Origin of the sequence: Humibacter sp., from assembly GCF_051954055.1 — a bacterium.
Classification (GTDB): Bacteria; Actinomycetota; Actinomycetes; order Actinomycetales; family Microbacteriaceae; genus Humibacter.
Genome location: NZ_JBQCIE010000121.1, coordinates 22,155 through 47,894, shown reverse-complemented (window position 1 = coordinate 47,894; position 25,740 = coordinate 22,155). Strand labels below are relative to the sequence as shown.

Below are 25,740 nucleotides of genomic sequence, written 5' to 3'. Positions count from 1 at the left end.
GGGGTCGCGGGGGGCCCCGCCTCACCCGCGCTGGGCCGCCGCCGGGGCCCTCCGCCGCCCCCCCCGCCCCTGTTTTTTGACACCCACCCCCCCGCGGACCACCCACCACAACTCATTCTGTCGGGGGATGACGACCTGCTTGATGATCAGCAGGATCGACGCGGCGACCGGGATCGCGATCAGCGCACCCAGGATGCCCAGCAGCGAGCCGCCCGCGAGCGCCGCGATCACGACGACGGCGCCGGGCACCGACACGGCGCGGTTCATGATGCGCGGGCTCAGCACATATGCCTCGACCTGCATATAGATCACGTAGTAGATGGCCGCGACGAGGGCGGTGAGCGGCGAGGCCAGCAGCAGCGACAGCAGCACGATGATGATGGACCCCGAGATGGTTCCGATCAGCGGGATCAGCGAGAACAGGAACGCGATCACTGCGAGCAGGATGGGGAAGGGTGCGCCGATGATCGTGAGGAAGATCGCGCTCAGTATTCCGTTGATGAGGGCGAGCCCCACCTGCCCCATCACGTACTTGCCGACGGAATCCGTGATCTGCTCTGCGATGTCGGCGAACCGGCCGCGCTTGCTCGCCGGCACCAGCTCATACGCGGCGCGCTTGATGTTCGGCAGCGATGCGGTGAAGTAGATGGTGAGGATGATGACGATGAGCGCGCCGAAGAACCCGGAGATGATGCCGATCCCGACCGACAGCAGGCCGGCACCGATGCTGCCTGCGGACTTCTGCACGTAGTTCCAGATCTCCTGGAGCGACTTGTCGAAGTCGATCGCCGGGAACTGCTTCTGCAGCGTCTGATACCACTCCTGGTAGGTGCCCTTCTCCACGAAGGACGTCATCTGCTTCACGAGGCTCGTGCCCTGGCTGACGATGATCGGGATGATCGCCCAGAGCAGCAGGCCGAGCAGCACGAGCAGCACGACGAGCACGATCAGGATGGCCGCCCAGCGCGGTATCTTGCGCCGTTCCAGGAACGCCACGATCGGCTCGATGCCGAGCGCGAGGAACAGCGCCGCCCCGATGTAGGTCAGGATCGTCGACAGCGAGACGATCGACGTGAGGATGAGAACGCCGAGCCCGACTCCGAGAGTCCCGATCAGTCCGACCCGGAATGCGTTCTGGATCTTCACGCGGCCCCCCTCGCCTGCACCGTCAGTCGTCTACGGCAGTCACCTGCTCCGCCTGGCTCAGCACGCTGCGCAGGCTCTCGAAGTACCCGGCCACAGCTTCGCGTTCGATCCTAATCTGAGACAGGCGCTCTTCCGCGTCAGCGACAAGCTTGCGTGTGCGCTCTTCCGCCTCGTCGATGATCGCGGCTGCGCGCTCCTCAGCGGAGCGCACGATCTCGCGCGCCGAGACCTCGGCCTCCTTGCGTGCCGCCTTGACCTCGGACCGCATCTCCTGCTCGATGGCCTCGCCCTCCGAGCGCACCTCGTTGGTGCGGCGGGTGACCTCGGCCAGTTCCGCGTTCGCGTCGTCGAGGTATTTCTGCGTCTGTGCGACTGCCTCCTGGTGCCGCGCGAGGTGCTCCTTCTCGGACTCGTCGCGGCGTCCCTTGAGCTCCACCTCGAGCTCCATGCGCGCCCGTTCCGCCTCGTGAGCGAGCCGCTCCGACTCGGCGGCGATCTCAGAGCGGATGCCCGCGAGCTCCTCCTCGAGCTCCTTGCGCGCCTTCTCCGCGGCACGCTGGAACGCCTTGCGCTCCTTCTCCGCTTCAGCGGCCGCCTCGGCCTTGCGCTGGTCCAGCTCGCGCGCCAGCGCTGCGCGGCCCTGCTCGATCTCGTTGGCAAGGTCGATGCGCGCCTGCTGGGTGTCCGCGGCGAGGTCGCGCTGGGACTGCGCGATCTCCTCGTCGACCACGGTGCGACGGTCGGCCAGCTCCGCCTCGACCTCAGCGCGCCGTGCCTCGAGCTCCCTCGCAAGTGCCGCCCTGGCCTCTTCGACCTCGCGGCTGAGCCCTTCGGCATCCGTCCGAGCTTCGGCGGCCTCGCGATTGGCCGCGGCCTTCGTCTCGGCCGCCTGGTGCTCGGCCTCGGCCTGCATGGCCGCCGCCTCGCGCTTGGCGGTCGCCCGCAGCTCGGCGACCTCGGTGCCGACCGACGTGCGCACGGCGGCCGCCTGGCGCTGCGACTCCTGGCTCAGGGTGTCGGCCTTCGCCCTGGCCTCGCTCACCAGCTCGTTCGCCTCGATGCCGGCGTCCTGCAGCGTGGTGTCCGCCTTTGCGTGGGCCTCCGCGAGGATGCGCTGGGCCTGCTCCTCGGCCGTGCGGCGGGTCTTCTCGACCTCCGCGGCGACGGCCGAACGCAGCTTCTCGGCGTCGATGTCGGCCTGCGCGATCATGCGCGTCGACTGCTCCTCAGCCACGCGCAACGTGTTCTCGAGCTTCGTTCCGAGACCGGAGAACGTCGGGCTGCCGACTTCCTCGATCTCGGCGTTGAGTTCGTCGATGCGGGCGGACAGGCGCTTGATCTCCTTGGCGGAGTCCGCGGTCTGCGTGTTCGCCTGAATCAGTTCGCGTCGCAGATCCTGGATCGCCTTGTCGACCTCGTCCTTGTCATAACCGCGGAAGACTTGAGTGAACTCGGTCTCTTCGGGGGCCACGGGCTTCTTCTCTCCGGGGTGGTATTCGGGGGTGTTGTTCGCGGGCAGCGCTGCCGTGTGGGGATTCGGCAGGCGACACGAAGCCGGCGCTACGACGCGCCGGGCGTTTCGAGTGTAGTCGGGCCGGGCATCCGGTGTCGCGGGAGTTCGGGGTGGAGGGCGGTGCCGCGACCCGCCGTTCAGCCCGCTGGGAGCGGGTTCCCAGGGCTGTTTCGGTATCGTGGGTTGCCTGCCGGGCGCCGCGCGCGGCGGCCGTCACCCGAAACCACTGATTGCGGGCGCCACCAGTCGGCGCCGGTTGCGCCCGTCGCGACGGCATGTTGCGTGCGGATGCGACAGCGAAGGAGAGTTCGTGCGATTCCTGATCGCCATCCTGGCGTTCATCGCCGCGGCCGCGATGATCGCCCTGGGCTTCGCCCAGCGGACCATCTGGATCCCGCCCGCGAACATTGTCACCGGCACCATCGTCAAGGGTGGTGAGCCGTTCACCGTCATCGACGGTTCCGTGTTGCGTGCACGCCCCGGCCAGCAGACCCTGACCGTCTCCGGCGGAAGCAAGCCGTTCGTCGCCTACGGCCGCACCGCCGATGTGCTCGCCTGGCTCGGCACCGAGAAGTACGCGAAGGTCTCCTACAACGCGGCGACCAACACGCTGTCGTCGCACGTCGTCACGCCGAAGCCGAGCAAGACATCAGCTCCGCAGCCCTCCGACACGGCGACCCCGACACCCACACCGACGCCGAGCGCGACCGCCGGTTCGGACTCGAGCTCGACCGATTCCACCAAGAGCTCGGCGCATAGGGGCCCGGACCCGGCGGGTTCCGACCTGTGGCTGGAGGAGTTCAGCGGAGACGCCGCCTCGATCACGAAGATGAACGTGCCCGACACGGTCAGCGTCATCGTCGCCAGCGACGGGACGAAGCCTGCGCCCGACAGGATCACGATCAACTGGCCGCTCGACAGTCGTACGCCGTTCGCCGGCCCGCTCATCGTCGGCGGAATCGTCGTCGCAGCGTTCGGAGTGCTGATGTACGTGCTCGCCATCCGCCACCTGCGCCGTTCACGGGGACCGCGCCGTGGCGGAGGCAAGCCGCCCAAGCTGCCTCGTGGGCCCAAGCCGCCGAAGCCCTCCAGCTACGAGCCGACGCAGGAGGTGGAGCCGCCGGCGAAGGGCAGGCGCTCGATCGGTCGGGCATCCGTCGCCGTTCCCGTCGTCCTCGTCGGGACGTTGGTGCTCGCCGGATGTTCGTCGGACTACTGGCCCCAGTTCGGCGGTTCGACGGCGACGCCGACCTCGACGCCGATCGCGACCGACCTGCCCGGTCAGGGGAAGGACACGCCACCACCGGCCGTGACCGGCCCGCAGCTGGACAACATCGTCAACTCCATCGCCAAGACGGCGAGCAAGGCCGACGGCACCCTGGACGCAACGCTCGCCGCGACGCGCTTCAGCGGGCCGGCACTGGATGCCCGCACCGGCGATTACGCGCTGCGCACCAAGAAGTCCGATGCGCCGGCCGAGCAGGCGATCCCGAGCAATTCCGTCTCGCTCGCCCTGCCCGAGGCCACGAACGACTGGCCGCGTGTGGTCAGCGCCGTCGTGCACGACCCGAAGGACTCCAAGGCGGCCCCGCTCGACCTGGTGATGATCCAGAAGACTCCGCGCGACAACTACACCGTGGAGTACGCGATCGCGCTGGAGGCCGACGCGAACGTGCCCGACCTGCCACCGGCCAACATCGGCACGTCGATCGTGCCGCCGGACTCGAAGCTGCTGTCGGTCGCGCCGAACAAGCTGGCCGACTACTACGGCGACGTGCTCCAGAACGGCGACAAGAGCAAGTACTACAACCTCTTCGACTCCAAGACCGACAAGCTGGCCCCGCAGGTGGGTGCGGCTTACAAGGCGTCGCAGACCGCGAACCTCCCGAAGACCGCGTCGCTCACATTCGCACATCAGGCCGGATCCGACGGTCCGATCGCGATGGCGACGAACGACTCGGGCGCCATCGTCGCGACGAGCCTGAACGAGGTGTCGACGCTGAAACCGGTGGAGGCGGGCGCGACAGTCTCGACCAGCAATCCCAACGTGCAGGCGCTCACGGGTGTGACGGACAGCACGAAGGGCCTCGAGACCACGTACGGCTACCAGCTACTGTTTTATGTGCCGCCCGCGGAGTCCAAGAGCAAGATCGTCATGCTCGGCTTCACGCAGGCGCTGCTCGGTGCGAAGGAACTCGGATGACCAACACGCCTGATGCCGCATCCTTCCGCGGCGCCGTCGATCTCTCTGGCCTGGCGAGCCGTCCGGCAGGCCAACCCACCACGACGGATGCCGCTCCGCAGCAGACCCTTCCCGGCCTGATCTACGACGGCACCGACCAGAACTTCACGCAGTTCATCGAGCTGTCGAATACCGTTCCAGTGATCGTCGACCTCTGGGCCGAGTGGTGCGGGCCGTGCAAGCAGCTCTCCCCGGCGCTCGAGCGCGCCGTGAACGACTACGCGGGCCGCCTCGTGCTCGTGAAGGTCGACGTCGACGCGAACCCGCAGCTGGCGCAGGCGTTCCAGGCACAGTCGATCCCGACCGTCGTCGCCATCATCGGCGGGCGCCCCGCCCCGCTCTTCGTCGGCGCCATTCCGGAGCAGCAGGTGCGCGACGTGTTCGAGCAGGTGCTCCAGATCGCCGAGCAGAACGGCGTGACAGGCAGCGTGAGCGTCGACGAGGCGGCGGGCGCCGAGGGCGACGAGGTGGCATCCGAGCCGGAACCCGAACCCCTGCCGCCGCACCACCAGGAGGCGTACGACGCGATCGAGCGCGGCGACTTGGACGGCGCCATCGCGGAGTACCGGCTCGCGATCGCGCAGAACCCTGCAGACGACCTTGCGGTCGCCGGGCTCGCCCAGGTGAGCCTGCTCAAGCGTCTCTCAACCGTCGACGCCAGTCAGGTGAGGGATGCCGCGGCATCCGCGCCGAAGGACGCCGACGCCGCCCTCGCCGTGGCGGACCTCGACCTCTCCGGCGGGCACGTCGACGACGCGTTCGGTCGGCTGCTCGACCTGTTCGCCACGGCAGACCCCGCGACCCGCGACCTCATCCGCACGCGCCTCGTGGACTACTTCGAGATCGTCGGCGTGACCGACCCCCGCGTCATCAAGGCTCGCGGTCGCCTGGCTTCGCTGCTGTACTAGCGCTTCGGGCGCAGCCAGAGGGCGCCGAGCGGCGGCAGGTCGAGAACGGCGGATGCCTGCATCCCACCCCACGGCGCATCCGTCGCCCGCACGACGCCCAGGTTGCCCACACCCGACCCGCCGTATTCCACGGCGTCGGTGTTGAGCAACTCGTCCCAGTCGCCGGCGAACGGCATCGGCAGCCGGTACCCGGTGTGCGGCACCCCGGCGAAGTTCACGACGCACACCAGCGGATCGCCGTCTGCACGCCTGGCGAACGCGACCACGTTGCCCTGGGCGTCTCCGCCGTCGATCCACTGGAAACCGCGCGGGTCCTGGTCGTAACGCCACAGCGCCGGCTCATTGCGATAGATGCCGTTGAGCCGCGCCACGAGCTCCCACAGGCCGCGGTGCGCCGGCTGGTCGAGGATCCACCAGTCGAGCCCGCGCTCTTCGCTCCACTCGGAGGGCTGCCCGAACTCCTGGCCCATGAACAGCAGCTGCTTGCCGGGGTGCGCCCACATGAACGCGAGATAGGCACGAACGTTCGCCAGTTGCTGCCAGTGATCGCCTGGCATCTTGGCGAGGAGCGATCCCTTGCCGTGCACCACCTCATCGTGGCTGATCGGCAGCATGAAGTGCTCGCTGAACGCGTACACGAACGAGAACGTGATCTCGCCGTGGTGGTACGAGCGGTACATCGGGTCCTCGTGCATGTACTGCAACGAGTCATGCATCCAGCCCATGTTCCACTTCAGGCCGAACCCGAGCCCGCCCGCGCTCGTCGGAGCGGTGACTCCCGGGTAGGCAGTGGACTCCTCGGCGACCATCACGATGCCCGGGTTGCGCTTGTACGCGGTGGCCGTCGCCTCCTGCAGGAACGAGATCGCCTCCAGGTTCTCGCGCCCGCCGTGCACGTTCGGCACCCACTCGCCCTCGGCGCGCGAGTAGTCGAGGTACAGCATGGAGGCGACGGCATCCACGCGCAGGCCGTCGACGTGGAACTCCTCCAGCCAGTACAGCGCGTTCGCGACGAGGAAGTTCCGCACCTCCGGCCTGCCGAAGTCGAACACGTACGTGCCCCAGTCCTTCTGCTCGCCGCGACGCGGATCGGGATGCTCGTAGAGAGCCTCGCCGTCGAACCGCGCGAGAGCCCAGACATCCTTTGGGAAATGGCCAGGCACCCAGTCCATGAACACGCCGATCCCAGCACGGTGCAGCCGGTCGATGAGGTAACGCAGGTCGTCGGGATGCCCGAAGCGGCTGGTCGGCGCGTAGTATCCCGTCACCTGGTAGCCCCACGAACCGCCGAACGGATGCTCCGCCAGCGGCAGGAACTCCACGTGGGTGTACCCGAGCGGCGTGAGGTAGTCGATCAACGCGTCCGCCGCCTCGCGGTACCCGAGCCCCGGCCGCCACGACCCCAGGTGCAGCTCGTACACGCTCATCGGTCCGGTGTGCGGGTTGCGGGAGCGGCGGCCGAGCATCCAGTCGCCGTCGTCCCAGACGTAGTCCGTCTCGGTGACGACAGAACCCGTCGCCGGCGGCACCTCGGCCAGACGGGCCAGGGGATCGGCCTTGAGACTCCACTGCCCGTGCTTGTCACGCAGCTCGAACTTGTAGACGGCGCCAGGCTCGACGCCGGGCAGGAACAGTTCCCACACGCCGCTGGCTCCCATGGAACGCATCGCGGATGCGACGCCGTTCCAGTCGTTGAAGTCGCCCGCCACCCGCACCGCTGTCGCGTTGGGCGCCCACGCCGTGAACGCGGTGCCCGAGACGCCCTCGTGCTCGCGGTGGTGTGCGCCGAGCGCGTCCCAGAGCCGCTCGTGTCTGCCCTCCCGGATCAGGTGCAGGTCGAGTTCGCCGATCGTCGGGGTGAACCGGTACGGGTCTTCGGCCGTCCACACCGCGTCGTCCTCGTAGCGTGCCTCCAGCAGGTACGGCTGGGGTCCGAGCACGCTCACGCCCTGCCACACGCCGTGCCCGAGGTGGCCGAGCGAGACCCGCGCCCCGGTGGCGAGCACGGCCGTGACCGACCTGGCCAGCGGGCGGAGGGCGCGGATGACCGTGACGCGGTCGGCGACGCCGTCCGCCGCCACCAGGTGCTGACCGAGCACGGAGTGCGGTTCGTGGTAGCGCCCCTCCGTGACGGCCAGCAGTACGCCGTCATCCAGCGCCGGCGCGTGTATCGCCGCGGATCCGTCCGCGTGCGCGATCGTCGTCATCTCGTTCTCGGACATCGGGCCGCCTTACGCCGGGGGACTTGCAGGGGAGTTCACGCTGAGGATGTGCACGGGCTCGTGGAAGGCATCCAGCCGCACGTAGTTGACGGCACCCCACGACCAGACCTGCCCGGTCACGGCATCCGTCACCTCGTACGTCGACTCGGGCGGCAGCTCGATCGCCTCGAGATCGAGGTGCACGAGCGTCTCGCGCACGGCGTGCGGGTCGACATTGGCGACCACGATCACCGTGTCTGGCCGGCCGGTGCCGGTGAACTCCGCGGCCAGATGCTTGCTGTAGACGAGAACGGCGTCGTCCTCGCTGGAGTGCACGTGCAGGTTGCGCAGCTGCCTCAGCGCAGGATGCTCGCGCCTCACCCTGTTCAGCATCGTGAGGTACGGCGCCAACGATTCGCCCCGGGACTCGGCGCCTTCGTAGTCACGCGGCCGGTACTCGTACTTCTCGTTGTCGATGTACTCCTCAGCGCCGCTTCGCGCCACCGACTCGTAAAGCTCGTAGCCCGAGTACACGCCCCAGAGCGGAGCGCCGGTCGCCGCGATCGCGGCCCGCACCTTGAAGGCGGGCCGGCCGCCGAACTGCAGGTACTCGGTGAGGATGTCCGGGGTGTTGACGAACAGGTTGGGCCGCATGAAGGCAGCCGTCTCGTGCGCGATCGAGTCCAGGAACTCCTCGAGCTCGACCTTCGTGTTGCGCCAGGTGAAGTAGGAGTACGACTGCTGGAACCCGGCCTTCGCCAGCGTTTGCATCACGGCCGGCCGGGTGAACGCCTCGGCCAGGAACACGACGTCCGGCTCTTCCGCATTGATGGTGTGGATGAGCCACTCCCAGAAGTCGACGGGCTTCGTGTGCGGATTGTCGACGCGGAAGATGCGGATGCCCAGACGCATCCAGTGCCGCACGATGCGGAGCACCTCGACGCGGATGCCGTTCGGATCGTCGTCGAAGTTGACCGGGTAGATGTCCTGGTACTTCTTCGGCGGGTTCTCCGCGTACGCGATGGAGCCGTCGGGCAGCCGGGTGAACCACTCCGGATGCTCGCGCACCCACGGGTGATCCGGCGAGGCCTGCAGCGCGAGGTCCAGCGCCACCTCGAGTCCGGCCTTCTTCGCCCGCGTGACGAACCGCTTGAGGTCGGCCTCGGAGCCAAGATCCGGGTGGATCGCGTCGTGGCCGCCGTCCGCTCCGCCGATCGCCCACGGCGAGCCCGGGTCGTTCTCGCCGGCATCCAGCGAGTTGTTCGGCCCCTTGCGGTAGGCCAGCCCGATCGGGTGGATCGGCGGAAGGTAGACCACATCGAAGCCCATCTCCGCGATCCGAGGCAGCCGGGACTCCGCCGTGCGGAACGTCCCCGACTTCCAGGACCCGTCTTCCTGGCGCACGGCGCCGACCGAGCGTGGGAAGAACTCGTACCAGGCGCCGACCCCGGCGCGTTCTCTCTCCGCGAGCACCTCGTACTCGTGCGATGAGGTCACGAGGCTCCGCAGTGGGTTGGCGGTCAGGTGGTCCAGCACGCCGTTCGTCGCGAGGGCGTCCAGCCGTACGGTCGCCGGCTTGCGGCCGTTCACGAGTGCTTCCGCCTCGTCCGCGAGCCAGCGTCCGTCTGCGGCATCGCCCTGTTCCACCGCCGCGCGGCTGAGGAGCTCGGCGCCCGCCGCCAGCATCAGGTCGACGTCGATTCCCGCAGGCACCTTGATGCCGGCGGCGTGCCACCAGGTCGCGACGTCGTCCGCCCACGCCTCGATGCGGAACCGCCACGTGCCCTGCTCGTTCAGAAGCGCCGTCGTGCCCCAGCTGTCCGTTCCCGCTGCGAGTGCGGACATCCTTCGCCTCAGCGTCTGACCCGAGGGCGCCGTGAGCACGAGCTCGACGCCGATCAGGTCGTGACCTTCGCGGAATGCGACGGCGGAGAACGGCACCACCTCGCCGTTGTACGCCTTGGCCGGCCATGCTCCGCCCTCGACGACGGGACTCACGTCGAGGATCGGGAGCCTGCCGAGTACGGGACGGTACTCGCTCCGTTGTGCTGTTTCCGCCGGCGGGCGGGAACGGGAGGAGCGTGACGACGTTGTCGGCATTCTCCGACCGTAGCGCTACGGGGCCCGGAAGTCGCCACCCCTTGCACGCCGCGCGCGTCGCCCCCACACTCCCGCGCGAGGCGCGCGTCAGGCACGCGTTCACACGTTGGACATGCGGCGTGGGTAGGGTTGCGCGAGTGAAAGCCATCCGTCGATTCACCGTCCGTGCGGTCATCCCGGACTCCCTGCAAGCGCTCGACGAGCTCGCCTCGAACCTGCGCTGGTCATGGCACGAGCCCACCAGGGATCTGTTCCGCCACGTCTCCGAGCACCTCTGGCGCGCAACGAACCACGATCCGATCGCGCTGCTCGGCGCCGTCAGCCCGGAGCGTCTCGCGGAGCTGGCCGACGACGAGGGCTTCATCGGCTGGGCGAACGGCCTGCGAGACGAGCTGCGCCGCTACATCGGCGAACCGCGGTGGTATCAGACGCTTCACGATGCCCCGCAGTCGATCGCGTACTTCTCGCCCGAGTTCGGCATCGCGGCCGCGCTGCCGCAGTACTCCGGCGGCCTCGGCATCCTCGCGGGCGACCACCTGAAGAGCGCGTCCGATCTCGGCGTCCCGCTCACCGGCGTCGGGCTGTTCTACCGGTCCGGATACTTCGCGCAGTCGCTGACCGCCGACGGCTGGCAGCAGGAGAGCTATCCGGTGCTGGATCCCGATGGGATGCCGCTGTCGGTGCTGCGGCACGCGGACGGTACCCCGGCGATCGTCGCGCTCGCCATGCCCGACGGCCGCACCCTGAGCGCCCGCATCTGGACCACCCTCGTCGGGCGGGTGCGTCTTCTCCTGCTGGACACGAACATCCCGGAGAACGACGACGACCTGCGCAGCGTCACCGACCGTCTGTACGGCGGCGGGGGAGAGCACAGGCTGCTGCAGGAGCTGCTGCTGGGCATCGGGGGCGTTCGGGCGCTGCGTACTGCCACGAGTCTGCTCGGCCTCGCCCCGCCGAGCGTCTATCACACGAACGAAGGCCACGCCGGTTTCCAGGGTCTCGAGCGCATCGCCGAGCTGATCGGCGAGGGCCTCACGTTCCCGCAGGCGCTGGAGGCGGTGCGCGCCGGAACCGTCTTCACCACGCACACACCGGTCGCGGCGGGAATCGACCGCTTCGACGCATCCCTGGTGCACCGCTACTTCCAGGCGCACGAGCTCGTGCCGGGCATCGACGTCGACGACGTGATGCGCCTCGGGGCGGAGGACTACGACGGCGGATCGCCCGGCGTGTTCAACATGGCCGTGATGGGGTTGCGGCTCGCGCAGCGCGCGAACGGCGTCTCGAAGCTGCACGGCAACGTGTCGCGGCACATGTTCGCGGGCCTCTGGCCGGGATTCGACTACGACGAGGTGCCGATCGGCTCGGTCACCAACGGCGTGCACGCGCCCACCTGGACCGATCCGCTGCTGACCGAGCTGGCGCAGAACACGCTCGGCACGTCCGACACGACGCACGCCGACTGGCTCTCGCCTTCGCTCAGCGATCACGACCTGTGGAACGTGCGCAGCAGAATGCGCGAGAACCTGGTGCAGGATGCCCGCACGCGTGTCGCAGGGGAGTGGCACCGCCGCTCTCGGGGCGCGATCACCCCGGCGTGGCTGTCCGGCGTGCTCGACCCGCACGTGCTCACCATCGGATTCGCCCGCCGCGTCGCCACCTACAAGCGGCTCACGCTGATGCTGCACGACAAGGAGCGCCTCACGCGCCTGCTGAACGACCCGGAGCGCCCGGTGCAGCTGGTCATCGCGGGCAAGGCGCATCCGGCCGACGACGGCGGCAAGCGGCTCATCCAGGAGCTCGTCGAGTTCGCGGCCTCGCCCGAGGTGCGCAATCGCCTCGTGTTCCTGCCGGACTATGACATCACGATGGCGCAGACGCTGTACCCGGGCTGCGACATCTGGCTGAACAATCCGTTGCGTCCGCTCGAGGCGTGCGGCACGAGCGGAATGAAGGCGGCGCTGAACGGCGCGCTCAACCTGTCGATCCTCGACGGCTGGTGGGCCGAGTACTTCGACGGCGAGAACGGTTGGGCCATCCCGTCGGCGGACGCCGCGGGGGATGCCGCCGAACGTGACGCGCTCGAGGCGAACGCGCTGTACGACCTGATCGAGCACCAGATCGCGCCGCGCTTCTACGACCGGGACGAGACCGGGGTGCCGATCACCTGGATGCAGCAGGTGCGGCACACCCTGAAGACGCTGTCTCCTGAGCTGAGCGCGGACCGCATGGTGCGGCAGTACGTCACCGAGCTGTATCAGCCGGCCTACGCCGAGTCGACGCAGCTCGGCGCGAACAGGTACCAGGGCGCTCGCGAGTTCGCCGCATGGAAGGCGCGCGTGACCGATGCGTGGCAGGACGTGGCGGTCGTGCACGTGGAATCCGGGGGAGTGGATGCCGTGCCTCAGGTCGGCGACCGGCTCCGTCTTCGTGCACACGTGGCGCTGGGCACGCTGGAGCCGTCGGATGTCGCCGTGGAGGTCGTGTACGGCCGTATCGGCGAGGACGACGACCTCGAGAAGGTCGGGCATCAGCGGCTGAGTCACCACGACGGAGGCACAGGCGGCACGTCAGCGTTCGAGGGCGTCGTGCCGCTGGACCGCGCCGGATCGTTCGGCTACACAGTGCGCGTGCTGCCGTGCAATCCGGCGATGGCGAGCCCTGCTGAACTCGGACTGGTCACCATCGCCCACTGACCCGTCAGCGAGCGATGGCGACGAGGCGTCCGTCGGTGACCCTGAGCAGGTCGCTCGGCGTCAGCTCGATGTCGAATCCGCGGCGGCCGCCGGAGACGTAGACGGTCTCGAAGACGGAGGCCGAGGCATCCAGGACCGTCTCCAGCCTCGACTTCTGCCCGACCGGCGAGATCCCGCCCACGATATAGCCGGTCCTCCGTTGCGCCAACGCTGGGTCGGCAAGCGACACCCGCTTCGCGCCGACCGCAGCAGCTAGTGCCTTGAGATCGAGTTGACCGGTCACCGGTACGATGCCGACGACGAGCCGGCCGTCGGCATCCGCGATCAGCGTCTTGAAGACGCGCGCCGGATCGACGTCCAGCTCATCGGCCGCCTCGATTCCGAACGACGTGGCGCCCCGGTCGTGCTCGTACGCGTGCGCGGTGAACGGGACACCGGCACGGGTGAGCTCCACGGTGGCCGGTGTCCCCGCAGCGCGCGCCGATGCCGACTTCTTCATCGCCACCCGTGCGCCCGGAAGAGCTTCATCGAGGTGGGACCCATGTCGACAGTGCCCCCGGGCGCGAACTCCGCGTCGGCCTCAGACACCGTCTCCAGGGCGCTGTCCCACAACAGGGTGTAGCCGCCAACGCCCTCGCGCTCGGGAAGCGTCACCGACGTGTCGGTCTCGAGTCCGTGCACCACGAGCAGGATGCGGTTGAACTCCTCGAACTCGGGCGTCGACGCGGCGAGGTACTGCAGAGTGCGGTGCTCGGGCGAGTCCCAGTCCTGCTGCGCCATCGTCTTCCCCGATGCGTCGTACCAGTCGAGCTGGCTGGCGCTCGGCACGGTCTCGCCGAACTTGCCGAACCGCACGGGACGCAGCGCCGGGTTCTCCCTGCGCAGCCTGATCAGCTCGGCCGTGACCGCGGCGAAGTCGCTCTGCCGCTCGTCCCAGTCCCAGCGGAACCAGGTGAGCTCATCGTCGTGGCAGTACGCGTTGTTGTTGCCTGACTGGCTCCTGCCGTACTCGTCGCCCGCCGTGATCATGGGGATGCCCGCCGAGAGCAGGAGCGTTCCCATCAGGTTGCGCGCGGCCTTGCGTCGCGCGGCGCGGATGCCCTCGTCGTCGGTCGGTCCTTCGACGCCGTGATTGAACGACCTGTTGTCGTTCGTGCCGTCGCGGTTGTCCTCGCCGTTTCCGAGGTTGTGCTTCTCGTCGTACGACACGAGGTCGGCGAGGGTGAAGCCGTCGTGCGCCGTGACGAAGTTGACGGATGCCAGCGGGCCGCGTTCCGGACTGAACAGATTGGACGACCCGGCCAGACTGGTGGCGAACGAGCCGATTCCGGTCGGTGCGGAGCCGTTCGCACGGGCATCCGCGATGTCCGCCAACCAGAACGAGCGCACGCGGTTTCGGTACCGGTCGTTCCACTCGTGCCAGCCGTTCGGGAACCCGCCGGTCTGCCAGCCGCCAGGGCCGACATCCCACGGCTCCGCGATGAGCTTGACGCCCTCGAGGTACGGGTCGTCGACGATCGCCGTGAGCAGCGAGTGGTCGTTGTCGAACTCGCCTGTCTCGTCGCGACCAAGAGTGGCGGCGAGGTCGAAGCGGAAGCCGTCGATCTGCACGTCGTTCGCCCAGTACGCCAGCGAATCGAGCACGAGCCGCTCTGCGACCGGATTGCCGTAGTCGATCGTGTTGCCGACGCCCGTGGTGTCGATGTAGGAGCCGTCAGGGTTCTGCCGGTAGTACGTGGCGTTGTCGATGCCGCGCAGGCTGGTCGTCGGACCGCCGAGACCCTCCTCGGCCGTGTGGTTGTAGACGACGTCGAGGATGACCTCGAGCCCCGCCTCGTGCAACAGCCGCACCATCCCCTTGAACTCACGCAGCACCGCCTCCGCACCGGATGCCTGCGCCTGCTTCGTCGCGTACGGCGCGTGCGGCGTGAAGAAGTTCAGCGTGTTGTAGCCCCAGTAGTTCGACAACCCGAGCCGCGAGAGGCGCTGCTCCGTCACGAACGCCTGCACGGGTAGGAGCTCGACGCTGGTGACTCCGAGCCGGTGAAAGTGCTCGATCGTCGCCGGATGAGCGAGACCGGCGTAGGTGCCGCGGAGGTCAGCGGGAATCGCGGTGTTGAGAGTGGTAAGGCCCTTCACGTGCGCCTCGTAGACCACGGTGTGGTCGGTCGGCACGTGCGGCTTGCCCGTCCCTGCCCAGTCGAAGCCGCCGTCCATGACGACCGAGCGCCACTCCTTCGTGCCCGCCCGCAGGAGGCCACGCGAGTACGGCTCGATCAGCAGTTGGCGCTCGTTGAAGTGGTGCTCCGGTCCGCGCGGACCAGAGCACCTGATGTCGTATCGCGTGCCCGGTCTCAGGTGCGGCGACTGCGCGGTCCACACGTCGCCGTGCCCGCGGGTGAGAGGCACCGTATCGATCCGCCAGTTCGGATCGGAATCGTCGAAGATCAGCAGGTCGATCGATGTCGCGTTCTTCGAGTACACCCCGATGGTCCCGCCGTCCGCTTCGGCGTGGACGCCGAGCTGCGACAGGGGATCCTCGGTGGACATGCGTTCTACAGTAATTCGTATGCCGGTCTACCTTGACCACGCCGCCACCACCCCCGTTCTGCCCGAGGCGATCGAGGCGTACACGCGCGCGCTGACCGAGGTGGGCAACCCGTCGAGCATCCATTCCGCCGGCCAGTCCGCCAAGCGCGCGCTCGAGGATGCCCGCGAGCAGCTTGCCGGCACGCTCGGCTGCCAGGGCATCGAGGTCGTGCTCGTCTCCGGTGGTACCGAGGCGATCAACCTGGGCATCAAGGGGCTCTACTGGGCCGGCGCGCGCCGGGGCGCGAATCGCATCCTCGTGCCGGAGGGCGAGCACCACGCCACGCTCGACACGGTCGAGTGGTTGCAGTCGTACGAGGGCGCCCAGGTGGAGTGGCTCCCCCTCGACGAACAGGGATTCGTGCGGGTCGACGTGCTCGAGCGCGCCCTGTCACGCGAGCCGCACACGGTCGCTCTGCTCACGTTCCTGTGGGCGAACAACGAGGTGGGGAGCATCCAGCCGGCCGAACGGATGATCGCGCTGGCGGCGGCCGCGGGCGTCCCGGTGCACGTGGACGCCGTCTCCGTCTTCGGACACCTGCAGGTGGACTTCACTGGAATGCGTCGCCGCACAGGCTCGAAGGCGGGGGCGGGGCTCGCAGCACTGAGCGTCTCTGCGCACAAGATCGGCGGCCCGGTCGGCGCGGGCGCGCTCGTGCTGTCGAGGGACGCCACGATCGTTCCGCTCATCCACGGCGGTGGGCAGCAGCGCCAGGTGCGCAGCGGAACGCAGGATGTTGCGGCGGCCTCCGCCTTCGCGGTGGCGGCGGTCTCGGCGGACCGCGACCGCGTCGTTGAGGCCGAGCGGCTCACCGTACTCCGCGACCGCCTCATCGACGGCGTGCGCCGTGCCGTGCCTCAAGCCGTGCTCAGCGGCCCCGAGCCCGGTTCGGACGGCTCCGCGGATGCCCGACTCGCCTCGAACGCTCACTTCACCTTCCCCGGCTGTGAGGGGGACTCCCTGCTGTTCCTCCTGGACGCCGCGGGCGTCGAGGTCTCGACCGGATCCGCGTGCCAGGCGGGCATCCCGGAGCCGTCTCACGTGCTCCGCGCCATGGGCCGCACCGAAGACGAGGCGCGCGGAGCGCTTCGCATCACATTGGGACGCACCTCGACCGAGGCTGACGTCGATGCTTTTCTGGCGGCGTTGCCCGCGGCATACGCGCAAGCGTCACGTGCCGGTCTCGCCGCCCGAGAGTCCGCGCTCGGCGCCCGCTGACCTTCCGCACGCGGCGCCCGCTGAGCCCTCGCACCTTGTGCCGGTTCCGTCAACAGGACAGATCGCGCTGTCCCGCCGATAGCAGGACCAATCGGCATGTTTCCGGGCGGATGTCATGTCGGCGCCGCTCCAGCGCGTGAAATGAACATCCAGGGACACTTTCGTAGGCTGTAGCGCATGCGTGTTCTGGCGGCGATGAGCGGCGGAGTCGACTCCGCGGTGGCAGCGGCGCGCGCCGTTGACGCCGGGCACGACGTCGTCGGCGTGCACCTAGCGCTGAGCCGCATGCCGGGAACGCTGCGAACCGGGAGCCGTGGATGCTGCACCATCGAGGACTCGATGGACGCGCAGCGGGTGGCCAACCTGATCGGCATTCCCTACTACGTGTGGGACTTCTCGGAGCGGTTCAAGCTCGACGTGGTCGACGACTTCATCGCCGAGTACTCGGCCGGCCGCACCCCGAACCCGTGTTTGCGCTGCAATGAGAAGATCAAGTTTGCCGCACTGCTCGAGAAGGCGATGGCGCTCGGGTTCGACGCGGTGTGCACCGGCCACTACGCGAGCATCGTGACGGATGCCGACGGCAACCGGGAACTGCACCGTGCCGCGGCGTGGGCGAAGGACCAGTCGTACGTACTCGGCGTGCTCACGGCCGAGCAGCTCGCTCACGCGATGTTCCCGCTCGGCGCGACACCGTCGAAGGATCTGGTGCGCGCGGAGGCGGCGGAGCGCGGGTTCACGGTCGCGTCGAAGCCGGACTCGCACGACATCTGCTTCATCCCCGACGGTGACACGCGCGGCTGGCTCGCCGAGCACGTCGGCACGGCGCCCGGTGACATCATCGACCGCGACGGCAGCGTCGTCGGGAGCCACGAGGGCGCGACGGCCTACACCATCGGACAGCGCCGCGGCCTGGGCATCACTGTCCCAGCTCCGGACGGCCGCCCGCGCTTCGTGCTCGAGGTGCGCCCGAAGGACAACACGGTCGTCGTTGGTCCCAAGGAGGCGCTCGACATCGCCGAGCTCGCCGGTAGTCGCATCACATGGGCAGGGCTGCCGCCCGAGGATGCCGCCACGCCGTTCGCCTGCGAGGTGCAGATCCGGGCGCACGCCGACCCCGTGGCCGCCACGGCCCTCCTGCGCGACGGCGAGCTGGTCATCCGGCCGGCCACACCCATCAACGGGGTGGCGACCGGACAGAGCGCTGTCGTCTACGTGGGAACGCGCGTGCTCGGGCAGTGCACGATCGACCGAACGGTGAGCGCGGTTCCGGCCACCACGCGCTGAAGCGGCCGCAACGTCGGTGGCCGCTTCTAGGATGGCGGACGTGACGGACATTCCGGCAGGCTCGGTCATCCCAGCGGACAGCGACATCCCCGCCGACTTCGAGTCTGCGCACGCCGAATCTGACGAGCTGCGTGAACGCATCGAGCGCAACCGCGTCGCGTACTACGCGGGCGGCAGCCTGATCAGCGACGCGGAGTACGACGCGGACATCCATCGGCTCGAGGCGATCGAGCAGCGCTTCCCCGAGCTCGTCAGTCAGGACAGCCCGACGCAGACCGTGGGGGCCGACATCGCGTCAGCGGGTTTCCCGCCGCACGAGCACGCCGAGCGGATGCTCAGCCTCGACAACGTGTTCAGCATCGACGAGCTGCGCGACTGGGCGAACAAGACTCAGCTGGCGGCCGGACATCCGGTTCACTGGCTCACCGAGGTCAAGATCGACGGGCTCGCGATCAGCCTGGCGTACCGCGACGGCGTTCTGGAGACCGCCACCACCCGCGGTGATGGAACCGTCGGCGAAGACATCACCGAGAACGTCGACTGGATCCCGGTCATCCCACGCAGGCTCGAGGGCAGCGGATGGCCGCCGTTCTTCGAGGTGCGCGGCGAGGTGTTCCTGAAGACTGCCGACTTCGAGTTCCTCAACGAACGACAGCACCAGCTGCAGGACCAGTACGCGCAGCTGCAGCGGGCGAAGGGCAAGACGGACGACGAGATCAAGACCCGCTACCCGGAGTTCGCCAACGCGCGCAACACCGCGGCGGGGAGCCTGCGCCAGCGCAGGGAGAACAAGTCGCCGCAGGAGCTCGACCTGATGCGCGAGCGGCAGGGGCGGCTCTCGCTGTACCTGCACGGGATCGGCGCCTGGCCCGACCCGCCAGTGCGAACGCAGTCGGAGATGTACGACCTGATCCGCTCCTGGGGTCTTCCGGTGTCTCCGCACAACCGGGTGCTGGACGACATGGATGCCGTGGCCGGCTACATCGCCGAGATGGGGGAGCGCCGCCACTCGCTCGAGCACGAGATCGACGGCGTCGTCGTCAAGGTCGACGACCTCGCCACGCACGATGAGCTCGGCGCGACCAGTCGTGCGCCGAGGTGGGCGATCGCGTACAAGTACCCGCCGGAGGAGGTCTTCACGACCCTGCTGGACATTCTGGTCGGCATCGGCCGTACCGGACGGGCGACGCCGTACGCGGTGATGACGCCGGTGAAGGTGGCGGGCAGCACGGTGCGGCAGGCCACCCTCCACAACCAGCAGGTGGTCAAGGCCAAGGGCGTGCTCATCGGCGATACGGTCGTGCTGCGCAAGGCGGGCGACGTCATCCCCGAGATCCTTGGTGCCGTGGAGGAGCGCCGTGACGGAACGCAGCGGGAGTGGCGGATGCCGGAGCTCTGCCCCGAGTGCGGCACTCGTCTGGCGCCCGCGAAAGAGGGCGACATCGACCTGCGGTGCCCGAACTCGCGGTCCTGCCCCGCTCAGGTGCGGGGCAGGGTCGAGCACATCGGCTCCCGAGGAGCGCTCGACATCGACGCGCTCGGAGAGGTGACCGCCGCCGCGCTCACGCAGCCGCTGGTCCCGGCTGAGCCGCCGCTCGCGAACGAGGCAGGGCTCTTCGAGCTCACCGAGGACGAGATCGTTCCGATCGAGGTGGTGGTGCGCGACGTCGAGACCGGCGCTCCGAAGGTGGACGATGAGACCGGCCTGCCGGTACGGCGCGCGCCGTTCCAGAAGGTCGCGCTGGTGTACCCGCCGGGATTCGAGCACGCGAGCGCGGCGGAACGGCGCAAGGCGGGCATCCGCAAGAACCACCGTCTCGTCACGCCGTCCGAAGCGGCCGTCACGCTGCTCGCCGAGCTCGAGAAGGCCAAGACGCAGCCCTTGTGGCGGCTGCTGGTGGCACTGAGCATCCGGCATGTCGGCCCGGTCGCCGCACGGGCGCTGGCGAACTGGTTCGGTTCGCTGGATGCCATCCGCTCGGCCAGCAGAGACGAGCTCGCCGCGGTCGACGGCGTCGGCGGGATCATCGCGGATGCCGTGCTCGACTGGTTCGACGTCGACTGGCACCGCGAGATCGTCGAGCGGTGGACGGCGGCCGGGGTGCGGTTCTCGACTCCCGGGCATCCCGGACCGGGGCGTGCGGAGGAAGCGGGCGGACCGCTCGCCGGCCTGACCGTCGTGGCGACGGGATCGCTCGAGGGCTTCACCAGGGAGGGAGCGCAGGAGGCCATCATCGCCGCCGGCGGCAAGGCGGCCTCCAGCGTGTCGAAGAAGACCGACTACGTCGCGGCCGGCCCAGGAGCCGGATCCAAGCTGGCGAAGGCGGAGGAGCTCGGCGTGCCGATCCTCGATGCCGGGCAGTTCAGGCTCCTGCTGGAGGGCGGACCCGCCGCACTGGGCGGACCTGCCGCACTGGGCGGATCGGAACCACTGGAGGGATCGGAGTCGCTGGACGAGGCGGGGGAGAGCACGCCCTCGTGACACAGGATGCCTCGCGCCGCGAGTTCCTGCGCGGAGCCGGAATCGCGGCCGCCGGCGCCGCCGCGGGCGGCATCGTCGGAGGCGCAGCGGGCGCCGCGATCGGGGCGGCTGCGGGACGTGCGAGCGTTCATCCCGAGATCGAACGCGAACTCGGCCTGCTTCCCGTGCCGTCGAAGCCGGGCTTCGACCATCTCGTCGCGATCATGTTCGAGAACAGGTCGTTCGACAACATCCTCGGATTCCTGTACGCCGACGGGAAGCCGCCCCACGGTCAGCACTTCGAGGGCCTCGACGTGGAGCGCGACGCAAACCGGGATCCGCTCACCGGCCTCGACATCCCGGTGCACGTCTACAACGGCACGACCGACTTCGTGATGAGCCAGCCCGACCCGGACCCTGGCGAGGAGTACCCCTACGTCAACCAGCAGCTCTTCGGCAGGGTCGACCCACCCGGCAATGCGGACAAGTTCCTCGGGGAGATGGATCCGCCGTTCAACGCGCCCCCTGCAGGTGCCGAGCCGGACATGAGCGGATTCCTCGCCGACTACATCGATCACATCCGGGTCGACCGGCGCGGGGTCACGCCGCAGATCGACGAGTACCGGCGCATCATGGGTGCGTTCGATCCCACGATGCTTCCGGTGTTCTCGACCTTGGCCAAAGAGTTCGCCGTGTACGACCACTGGCACTGTGCTGTGCCGTCGCAGACGTTCTGCAACAGGTCGTTCTTTCACGCCGCCACCTCGCACGGCTTCGTCACGAACAACGGCAGCGGCGGTTACCGCAAGTGGTTCGAGGTCGACGGCGGTGCCGACACGATCTTCAATCGGCTCGAGGATGCCGGGATCTCGTGGGCGATCTACTTCGACGACAATCAGTTCCTCTCGCTCACCGGATTCATCCATGCGCCGGCGCTTCACAAGTTCTGGAAGACCGACCGCTTCCGCACCATGGCTCGCTTCTACGACGACGTGAAGCGCGGCGAGCTTCCCGCCTACTCGTTCATCGAGCCGCGACTCACCTACGACCACAACGACATGCACCCGCCGGTCGGACCGTTCACCAGAACGGATGTCGACGGCCAGGTGATCGCCAGCGGCGCGATCTCCGACGTGCGCGCCGGTGAGGCACTGTTGCACAGGGTGTACTCGGCGATCAGGGAGAGCGCCACGCTGAACGGATCGAACGCCATGAACACGATGCTGTTCGTCACGTTCGACGAGCACGGCGGCCTGTACGACCACGTACCGCCGCCGGCTGCGAAACCGCCGTCGAAGCGGCTGGGCGACACGGAAATGGACTTCCGGTTCGACCGTCTCGGAGTCCGCGTACCCGCGCTCGCGATCTCCGCGTGGACCGCGAAGGGTCACGTCATCAACGAGACCATGCACCACTCCAGCGTGATGGCGACCCTGGAGAAGAAATACCGGCTGGCGCCCCTGACCGAGCGGGATGCCGGCGCACCGACCATCGACAATGCGGTCACGCTGCGCACGCCGCGGCAGCCCGCCACCTGGCCGCAGACCCACCCGCAGTGGGTTCCGCCGAATCCGGAGGCCGGCCCTCCCGTTCCCGGCGGCGACGACGACCGTCCGCTCGGACCGCCGGGGGTCGGCCTGCTCGGCATGCTGATCGCGCACTACGGCGGCGACGAGACGCGGGTGCCGCGCACGTACCGGGAGGCGTACGACCTCATCACCGTGTCGGGCAAAGGGGTGTTCGGTGCCGGGCCGAACCCTGCCGAGCCGCTCCTTCCGCCGCTGAGTCCCGCGCCGACTTCTCCCACGTCCCCTGGTTCGACGGCACCCGGCCCCACGCAGCCGCCCAGCGCTGCCGAATAGACTGGACGGCATCCCTCGAACTGAACCGAGCTACGGAGACCCATGCCCGATATCAGCGCCGACCAGGTGCGGCACCTTGCCGAACTGGCCCGCATCGACCTCAGCGAAGCCGAACTGACGAGCCTGACCACCGAGCTGGGGCAGATCGTGGAATCCGTGGCCAAGGTCAGTGAGGTGGCGACGCCCGAGGTGCCGGCCACGAGCCATCCGATCCCCATGACGAACGTGTTCCGGGACGACGTGGTGCGTCCGAGCCTCACCGTCGAGCAGGCGCTGTCGGGGGCACCCGATCGCGAAGGCGACTACTTCCGGGTACCCCCCATCCTGGACGAGGAGGCGTGATGACCGACCTGACCAGACTCAGCGCGGCCGAGCTCGCCGCCCGGCTCGAGGCATCCGACGTCTCCAGCGTGGAGGTGACCCGTGCGCACCTCGAGCGCATCCACGCGGTGGACCCTGACGTGCACGCGTTCCTGCACGTGGCATCCGAGAAGGCCCTCCAGACGGCGGAAGCCGTGGATGCCCGCCGCGCGGCAGGCGAGAAACTGGGCCCGCTCGCGGGCGTGCCGGTGGCGATCAAGGACGTGCTCTGCACGTACGACATGCCGTCGACCTCCGGCTCGCGGATCCTCGACGGCTGGATTCCGCCGTACGACGCGACGGTGGTGAAGCGGCTGCGCGACGCGGATCTGGTGCCGCTCGGCAAGACGAACATGGACGAGTTCGCCATGGGCTCGTCCACCGAGCATTCTGCGTTCGGGCCGACGCACAACCCCTGGGACCTCGAGCGCATCCCGGGCGGATCGGGTGGCGGTTCGGCGGCTGCCGTCGCCGCGTTCGAGACTCCGCTCGCTCTCGGCAGTGACACCGGCGGCTCGATCCGGCAGCCCGCCGCCGTGACCGGCTCGGTGGGTGTGAAGCCCACGTACGGCGGCGTCAGCCGCTACGGAGCGATCGCCCTGGCCAGCTCGCTCGACCAGGTCGGGCCCGTCACGCGCAGCGTTCTCGACGCAGCGCTGCTGCACGACGTGATCGCCGGGCACGACCCGCTGGACTCCACCTCGCTGGTCGAGGACTGGCCGTCCATGGCGGAGGCCGCCCGCGCCGGGCTGCGCGACGACGCACTGAAGGGCGTGCGCGTCGGCGTCGTGAAGGAGATCGCCGGCAGCGGCGAGGGCTTCCAGCCGGGCGTCAAGCAGCGGTTCGACGAGACCGTCGCCCTGCTCAGCGCTGCCGGCGCCGAGGTGGTCGAGGTGTCGGCGCCGAGCTTCGAGTACGCGGTTGCCGCGTACTACCTGATCCTGCCGGCCGAGGCATCCAGCAACCTCGCCCGCTTCGACTCGGTGCGCTTCGGGCTCCGCGTTCCGCCGCAGAGCGGACCGGTGACGAGCGAGCGCGTCATGGCCGCAACGCGGGATGCGGGATTCGGTGCCGAGGTGAAGCGCCGCATCATCCTGGGCACATACGCACTGAGCGCCGGCTACTACGACGCGTACTACGGCAGCGCCCAGAAGGTGCGAACGCTCATCCAGCGCGACTTCGCGTCCGCCTTTTCGCAGGCGGACGTGCTGATCAGCCCGGCAGCGCCGACGACGGCGTTCAAGCTCGGCGAGAAGGTCAACGACCCGCTGGCGATGTATCTGAACGACATCACCACCATTCCTGCGAACCTCGCAGGAGTTCCGGGTCTTGCGCTCCCGGTCGGCCTTGCGCTGGAAGACGGCCTGCCCGTCGGGCTCCAGATCATGGCGCCGGCCAGGCAGGATGCGCGGCTGTACACGATCGGTGCGGCGCTCGAGCGGCTGCTTACGGCCGGGTGGGGGCATCCGTTGCTCGCCCAGGCGCCGCAACTGGCGCAGACGGAGATGTTCGCGAGCGAGGAGGGGGCGGTCTGATGGCCAAGGACAACCTGATGGACTACGACAAAGCCCTCGAACTCTTCGAGCCCGTGCTCGGTTTCGAGGTGCACGTCGAGCTGAACACGAAGACCAAGATGTTCTGCGCCTGCGCCAACGAGTTCGGCTCCGGCCCCAACGCGAACACCTGCCCCACCTGCCTCGGGCTGCCCGGCGGTCTGCCGCAGGTGAACCACAAGGCGGTGGAGTCGAGCATCCGTCTCGGTCTGGCGCTCGGCTGCGACATCGCGGAGAGCTCGCGGTTCGCCCGCAAGAACTACTTCTACCCGGACACGTCGAAGAACTTCCAGACGTCGCAGTACGACGAGCCGATCGCGCACGATGGCGAGGTCACGGTCGAGCTGGAGAGCGGCAGACAGGTCACGGTCCTCATCGAGCGCGCGCACATGGAGGAGGACGCCGGCAAGCTCACGCACGCCGGCGCCACCGGCCGCATCCAGGGCGCGGACTACTCGCTCGTCGACTACAACCGCGGCGGCGTGCCGCTGGTCGAGATCGTCACGAAGATCATCGAGGGCGCCGACGGCGACGCCCCGGAGGTCGGGCGGGCGTACGTTGCGCACATCCGCGAGCTGGTGAAGGCGCTCGGCGTCTCCAACGCGCGCATGGAGGAGGGCAACGTGCGCTGCGACGCCAACGTTTCGCTTCGCCCGCGCGGCTCGACCGTTCTGGGTACGCGCACCGAGACGAAGAACGTCAACTCGCTGCGCTCGGTGGAGCGCGCCGTGCGGTACGAGATCCAGCGGCAGGCCGCGATCCTGGATGCCGGTGGCACCATCACGCAGGAGACGCGCCACTGGCACGAGGACACCGGCACCACCTCATCGGGCCGCCCCAAGAGCGACGCCGACGACTACCGGTACTTCCCGGAGCCCGACCTCGTGCCGGTCGCACCGAGCCGCGAATGGGTCGAGGAGCTGCGCTCCACTCTGCCCGAGCCGCCTTCCGAGCGCCGTGCCCGGCTGCGCGAGGCATGGGGATTCACGGCGCTGGAGTTCCAGGACGTCGTCAACGGCGACCTGCTGGATGCCGTCGAGGCGACGGTCGCGGAGGGCGCGGCACCGGCATCCGCGCGCAAGTGGTGGACCGGCGAGATCACCCGCATTGCGAACGCGCGCGGAGTGCAGGCGACCGCGCTGGTCTCGCCTCTGCACGTGTCGGAGCTCGTCGCCCTCGTGGAGAACGGCGACCTCACCGACCGGTTGGCCAGGCAGGTGCTCGAGGGCGTCATCGACGGCGAGGGTTCGCCGAGCGACGTCGTCGAGGCACGGGGCCTGAAGGTCGTCTCCGATGACGGCGCGCTGATCACCGCGATCGACGAGGCGCTGGCCGCACAGCCTGACGTGCTGCAGAAGATCCGCGACGGCAAGGTGCAGGCGGCCGGCGCGGTGATCGGTGCCGTGATGAAGGCGATGAAAGGTCAGGCCGACGCCGCCAGGGTGCGGGAGCTCGTGCTGGAGCGCGCCGCTCAGTAGCCGTCCCGAGTCAGGGGTCTGGCGTACTTTCGAGTGCGTCGAAAAAAGTCGCGTGCAGTTTGTCGTAAGCGTGGGTCTCCCTTCGACGAGTTGATGAGTGAGCCGCTAGAGACGAAAGGAAAGCT

The 25,740-nt window shown here is 68.8% G+C and carries 16 protein-coding genes; 10 read left to right on the top strand and 6 right to left on the bottom strand.

Translation table 11 applies throughout. The annotated features are described in order from the left end of the window. Positions 1–21 precede the first annotated feature (21 nt). Both ACTHNC_RS15985 and ACTHNC_RS15980 read right to left on the bottom strand, forming a co-directional pair. Positions 22–1,146: an AI-2E family transporter gene (locus ACTHNC_RS15985; protein WP_440295612.1), complete on the bottom strand. Its 1,125-nt coding sequence runs from the start codon at positions 1,144–1,146 to the stop codon at positions 22–24. A 22-nt stretch (positions 1,147–1,168) separates the two neighbouring features. Then, entirely contained in the window at positions 1,169–2,617 is a 1,449-nt protein-coding gene (locus ACTHNC_RS15980) for a DivIVA domain-containing protein (RefSeq protein ID WP_440295611.1), read from the bottom strand. A 352-nt stretch (positions 2,618–2,969) separates the two neighbouring features. Between ACTHNC_RS15980 and ACTHNC_RS15975 the strand changes: the two genes are divergently transcribed. After that, complete coding sequence (locus ACTHNC_RS15975) at positions 2,970–4,862, top strand: hypothetical protein (protein ID WP_440295610.1); 1,893 nt, start codon at positions 2,970–2,972, stop codon at positions 4,860–4,862. Then, positions 4,859–5,809, top strand: a complete 951-nt coding sequence (locus ACTHNC_RS15970; protein ID WP_440295609.1) for a tetratricopeptide repeat protein — start codon at positions 4,859–4,861, stop codon at positions 5,807–5,809. Before ACTHNC_RS15975 ends, ACTHNC_RS15970 begins: the two co-directional genes overlap by 4 nt. Here the strand turns inward: ACTHNC_RS15970 and glgB are convergent. Then, complete coding sequence (gene glgB / locus ACTHNC_RS15965) at positions 5,806–8,031, bottom strand: 1,4-alpha-glucan branching protein GlgB (protein WP_440295608.1); 2,226 nt, start codon at positions 8,029–8,031, stop codon at positions 5,806–5,808. The two genes, ACTHNC_RS15970 and glgB, sit on opposite strands and share 4 nt — an antisense overlap. 9 nt (positions 8,032–8,040) lie before the next feature. Beyond that, a complete protein-coding gene (locus ACTHNC_RS15960; protein ID WP_440295607.1) occupies positions 8,041–10,110 on the bottom strand; it encodes an alpha-1,4-glucan--maltose-1-phosphate maltosyltransferase in 2,070 nt (689 codons plus the stop codon). A 137-nt stretch (positions 10,111–10,247) separates the two neighbouring features. Here ACTHNC_RS15960 and glgP point away from each other — a divergent pair, with 137 nt between their 5' ends. Continuing rightward, the gene (gene glgP / locus ACTHNC_RS15955) at positions 10,248–12,806 is read left to right on the top strand and encodes an alpha-glucan family phosphorylase (protein WP_440295606.1); all 2,559 of its coding nucleotides are present in this window, start codon (positions 10,248–10,250) and stop codon (positions 12,804–12,806) included. Positions 12,807–12,810: 4 nt separating this feature from the next. On the opposite strand, the gene ybaK is transcribed toward glgP, so the two are convergent. Next, positions 12,811–13,305: a Cys-tRNA(Pro) deacylase gene (gene ybaK, locus ACTHNC_RS15950; RefSeq protein ID WP_440295605.1), complete on the bottom strand. Its 495-nt coding sequence runs from the start codon at positions 13,303–13,305 to the stop codon at positions 12,811–12,813. Further along, positions 13,302–15,356, bottom strand: coding sequence for a glycogen debranching protein GlgX (gene glgX, locus ACTHNC_RS15945; RefSeq protein ID WP_440295604.1), 2,055 nt, complete (start codon positions 15,354–15,356; stop codon positions 13,302–13,304). The genes ybaK and glgX overlap by 4 nt, the downstream gene beginning before the upstream one ends. Before the next feature lie 19 nt (positions 15,357–15,375). Between glgX and ACTHNC_RS15940 the strand changes: the two genes are divergently transcribed. From ACTHNC_RS15940 to gatB, 7 genes are all read left to right on the top strand, one after another. Then, positions 15,376–16,614: a cysteine desulfurase family protein gene (locus ACTHNC_RS15940; RefSeq protein ID WP_440295603.1), complete on the top strand. Its 1,239-nt coding sequence runs from the start codon at positions 15,376–15,378 to the stop codon at positions 16,612–16,614. A gap of 177 nt (positions 16,615–16,791) precedes the next feature. Then, entirely contained in the window at positions 16,792–17,901 is a 1,110-nt protein-coding gene (mnmA, locus tag ACTHNC_RS15935) for a tRNA 2-thiouridine(34) synthase MnmA (protein WP_440295602.1), read from the top strand. Positions 17,902–17,932: 31 nt separating this feature from the next. Continuing rightward, on the top strand, positions 17,933–20,383 hold the full coding sequence (gene ligA, locus ACTHNC_RS15930) for an NAD-dependent DNA ligase LigA (RefSeq protein WP_440295601.1): 2,451 nt from the start codon (positions 17,933–17,935) through the stop codon (positions 20,381–20,383). Then, complete coding sequence (locus tag ACTHNC_RS15925; RefSeq protein ID WP_440295600.1) at positions 20,380–22,224, top strand: alkaline phosphatase family protein; 1,845 nt, start codon at positions 20,380–20,382, stop codon at positions 22,222–22,224. Before ligA ends, ACTHNC_RS15925 begins: the two co-directional genes overlap by 4 nt. 42 nt (positions 22,225–22,266) lie before the next feature. After that, positions 22,267–22,566 (top strand): Asp-tRNA(Asn)/Glu-tRNA(Gln) amidotransferase subunit GatC, encoded by a 300-nt coding sequence (gatC, locus tag ACTHNC_RS15920; RefSeq protein WP_440295599.1) that lies wholly within the window; start codon positions 22,267–22,269, stop codon positions 22,564–22,566. Continuing rightward, positions 22,566–24,119 carry an Asp-tRNA(Asn)/Glu-tRNA(Gln) amidotransferase subunit GatA gene (gene gatA, locus ACTHNC_RS15915; RefSeq protein ID WP_440295598.1) on the top strand — a complete coding sequence of 518 codons (1,554 nt, stop codon included), beginning with the start codon at positions 22,566–22,568 and terminating at the stop codon, positions 24,117–24,119. The genes gatC and gatA overlap by 1 nt, the downstream gene beginning before the upstream one ends. Next, complete coding sequence (gatB, locus tag ACTHNC_RS15910) at positions 24,119–25,615, top strand: Asp-tRNA(Asn)/Glu-tRNA(Gln) amidotransferase subunit GatB (protein ID WP_440295597.1); 1,497 nt, start codon at positions 24,119–24,121, stop codon at positions 25,613–25,615. Before gatA ends, gatB begins: the two co-directional genes overlap by 1 nt. Positions 25,616–25,740 lie beyond the last annotated feature (125 nt).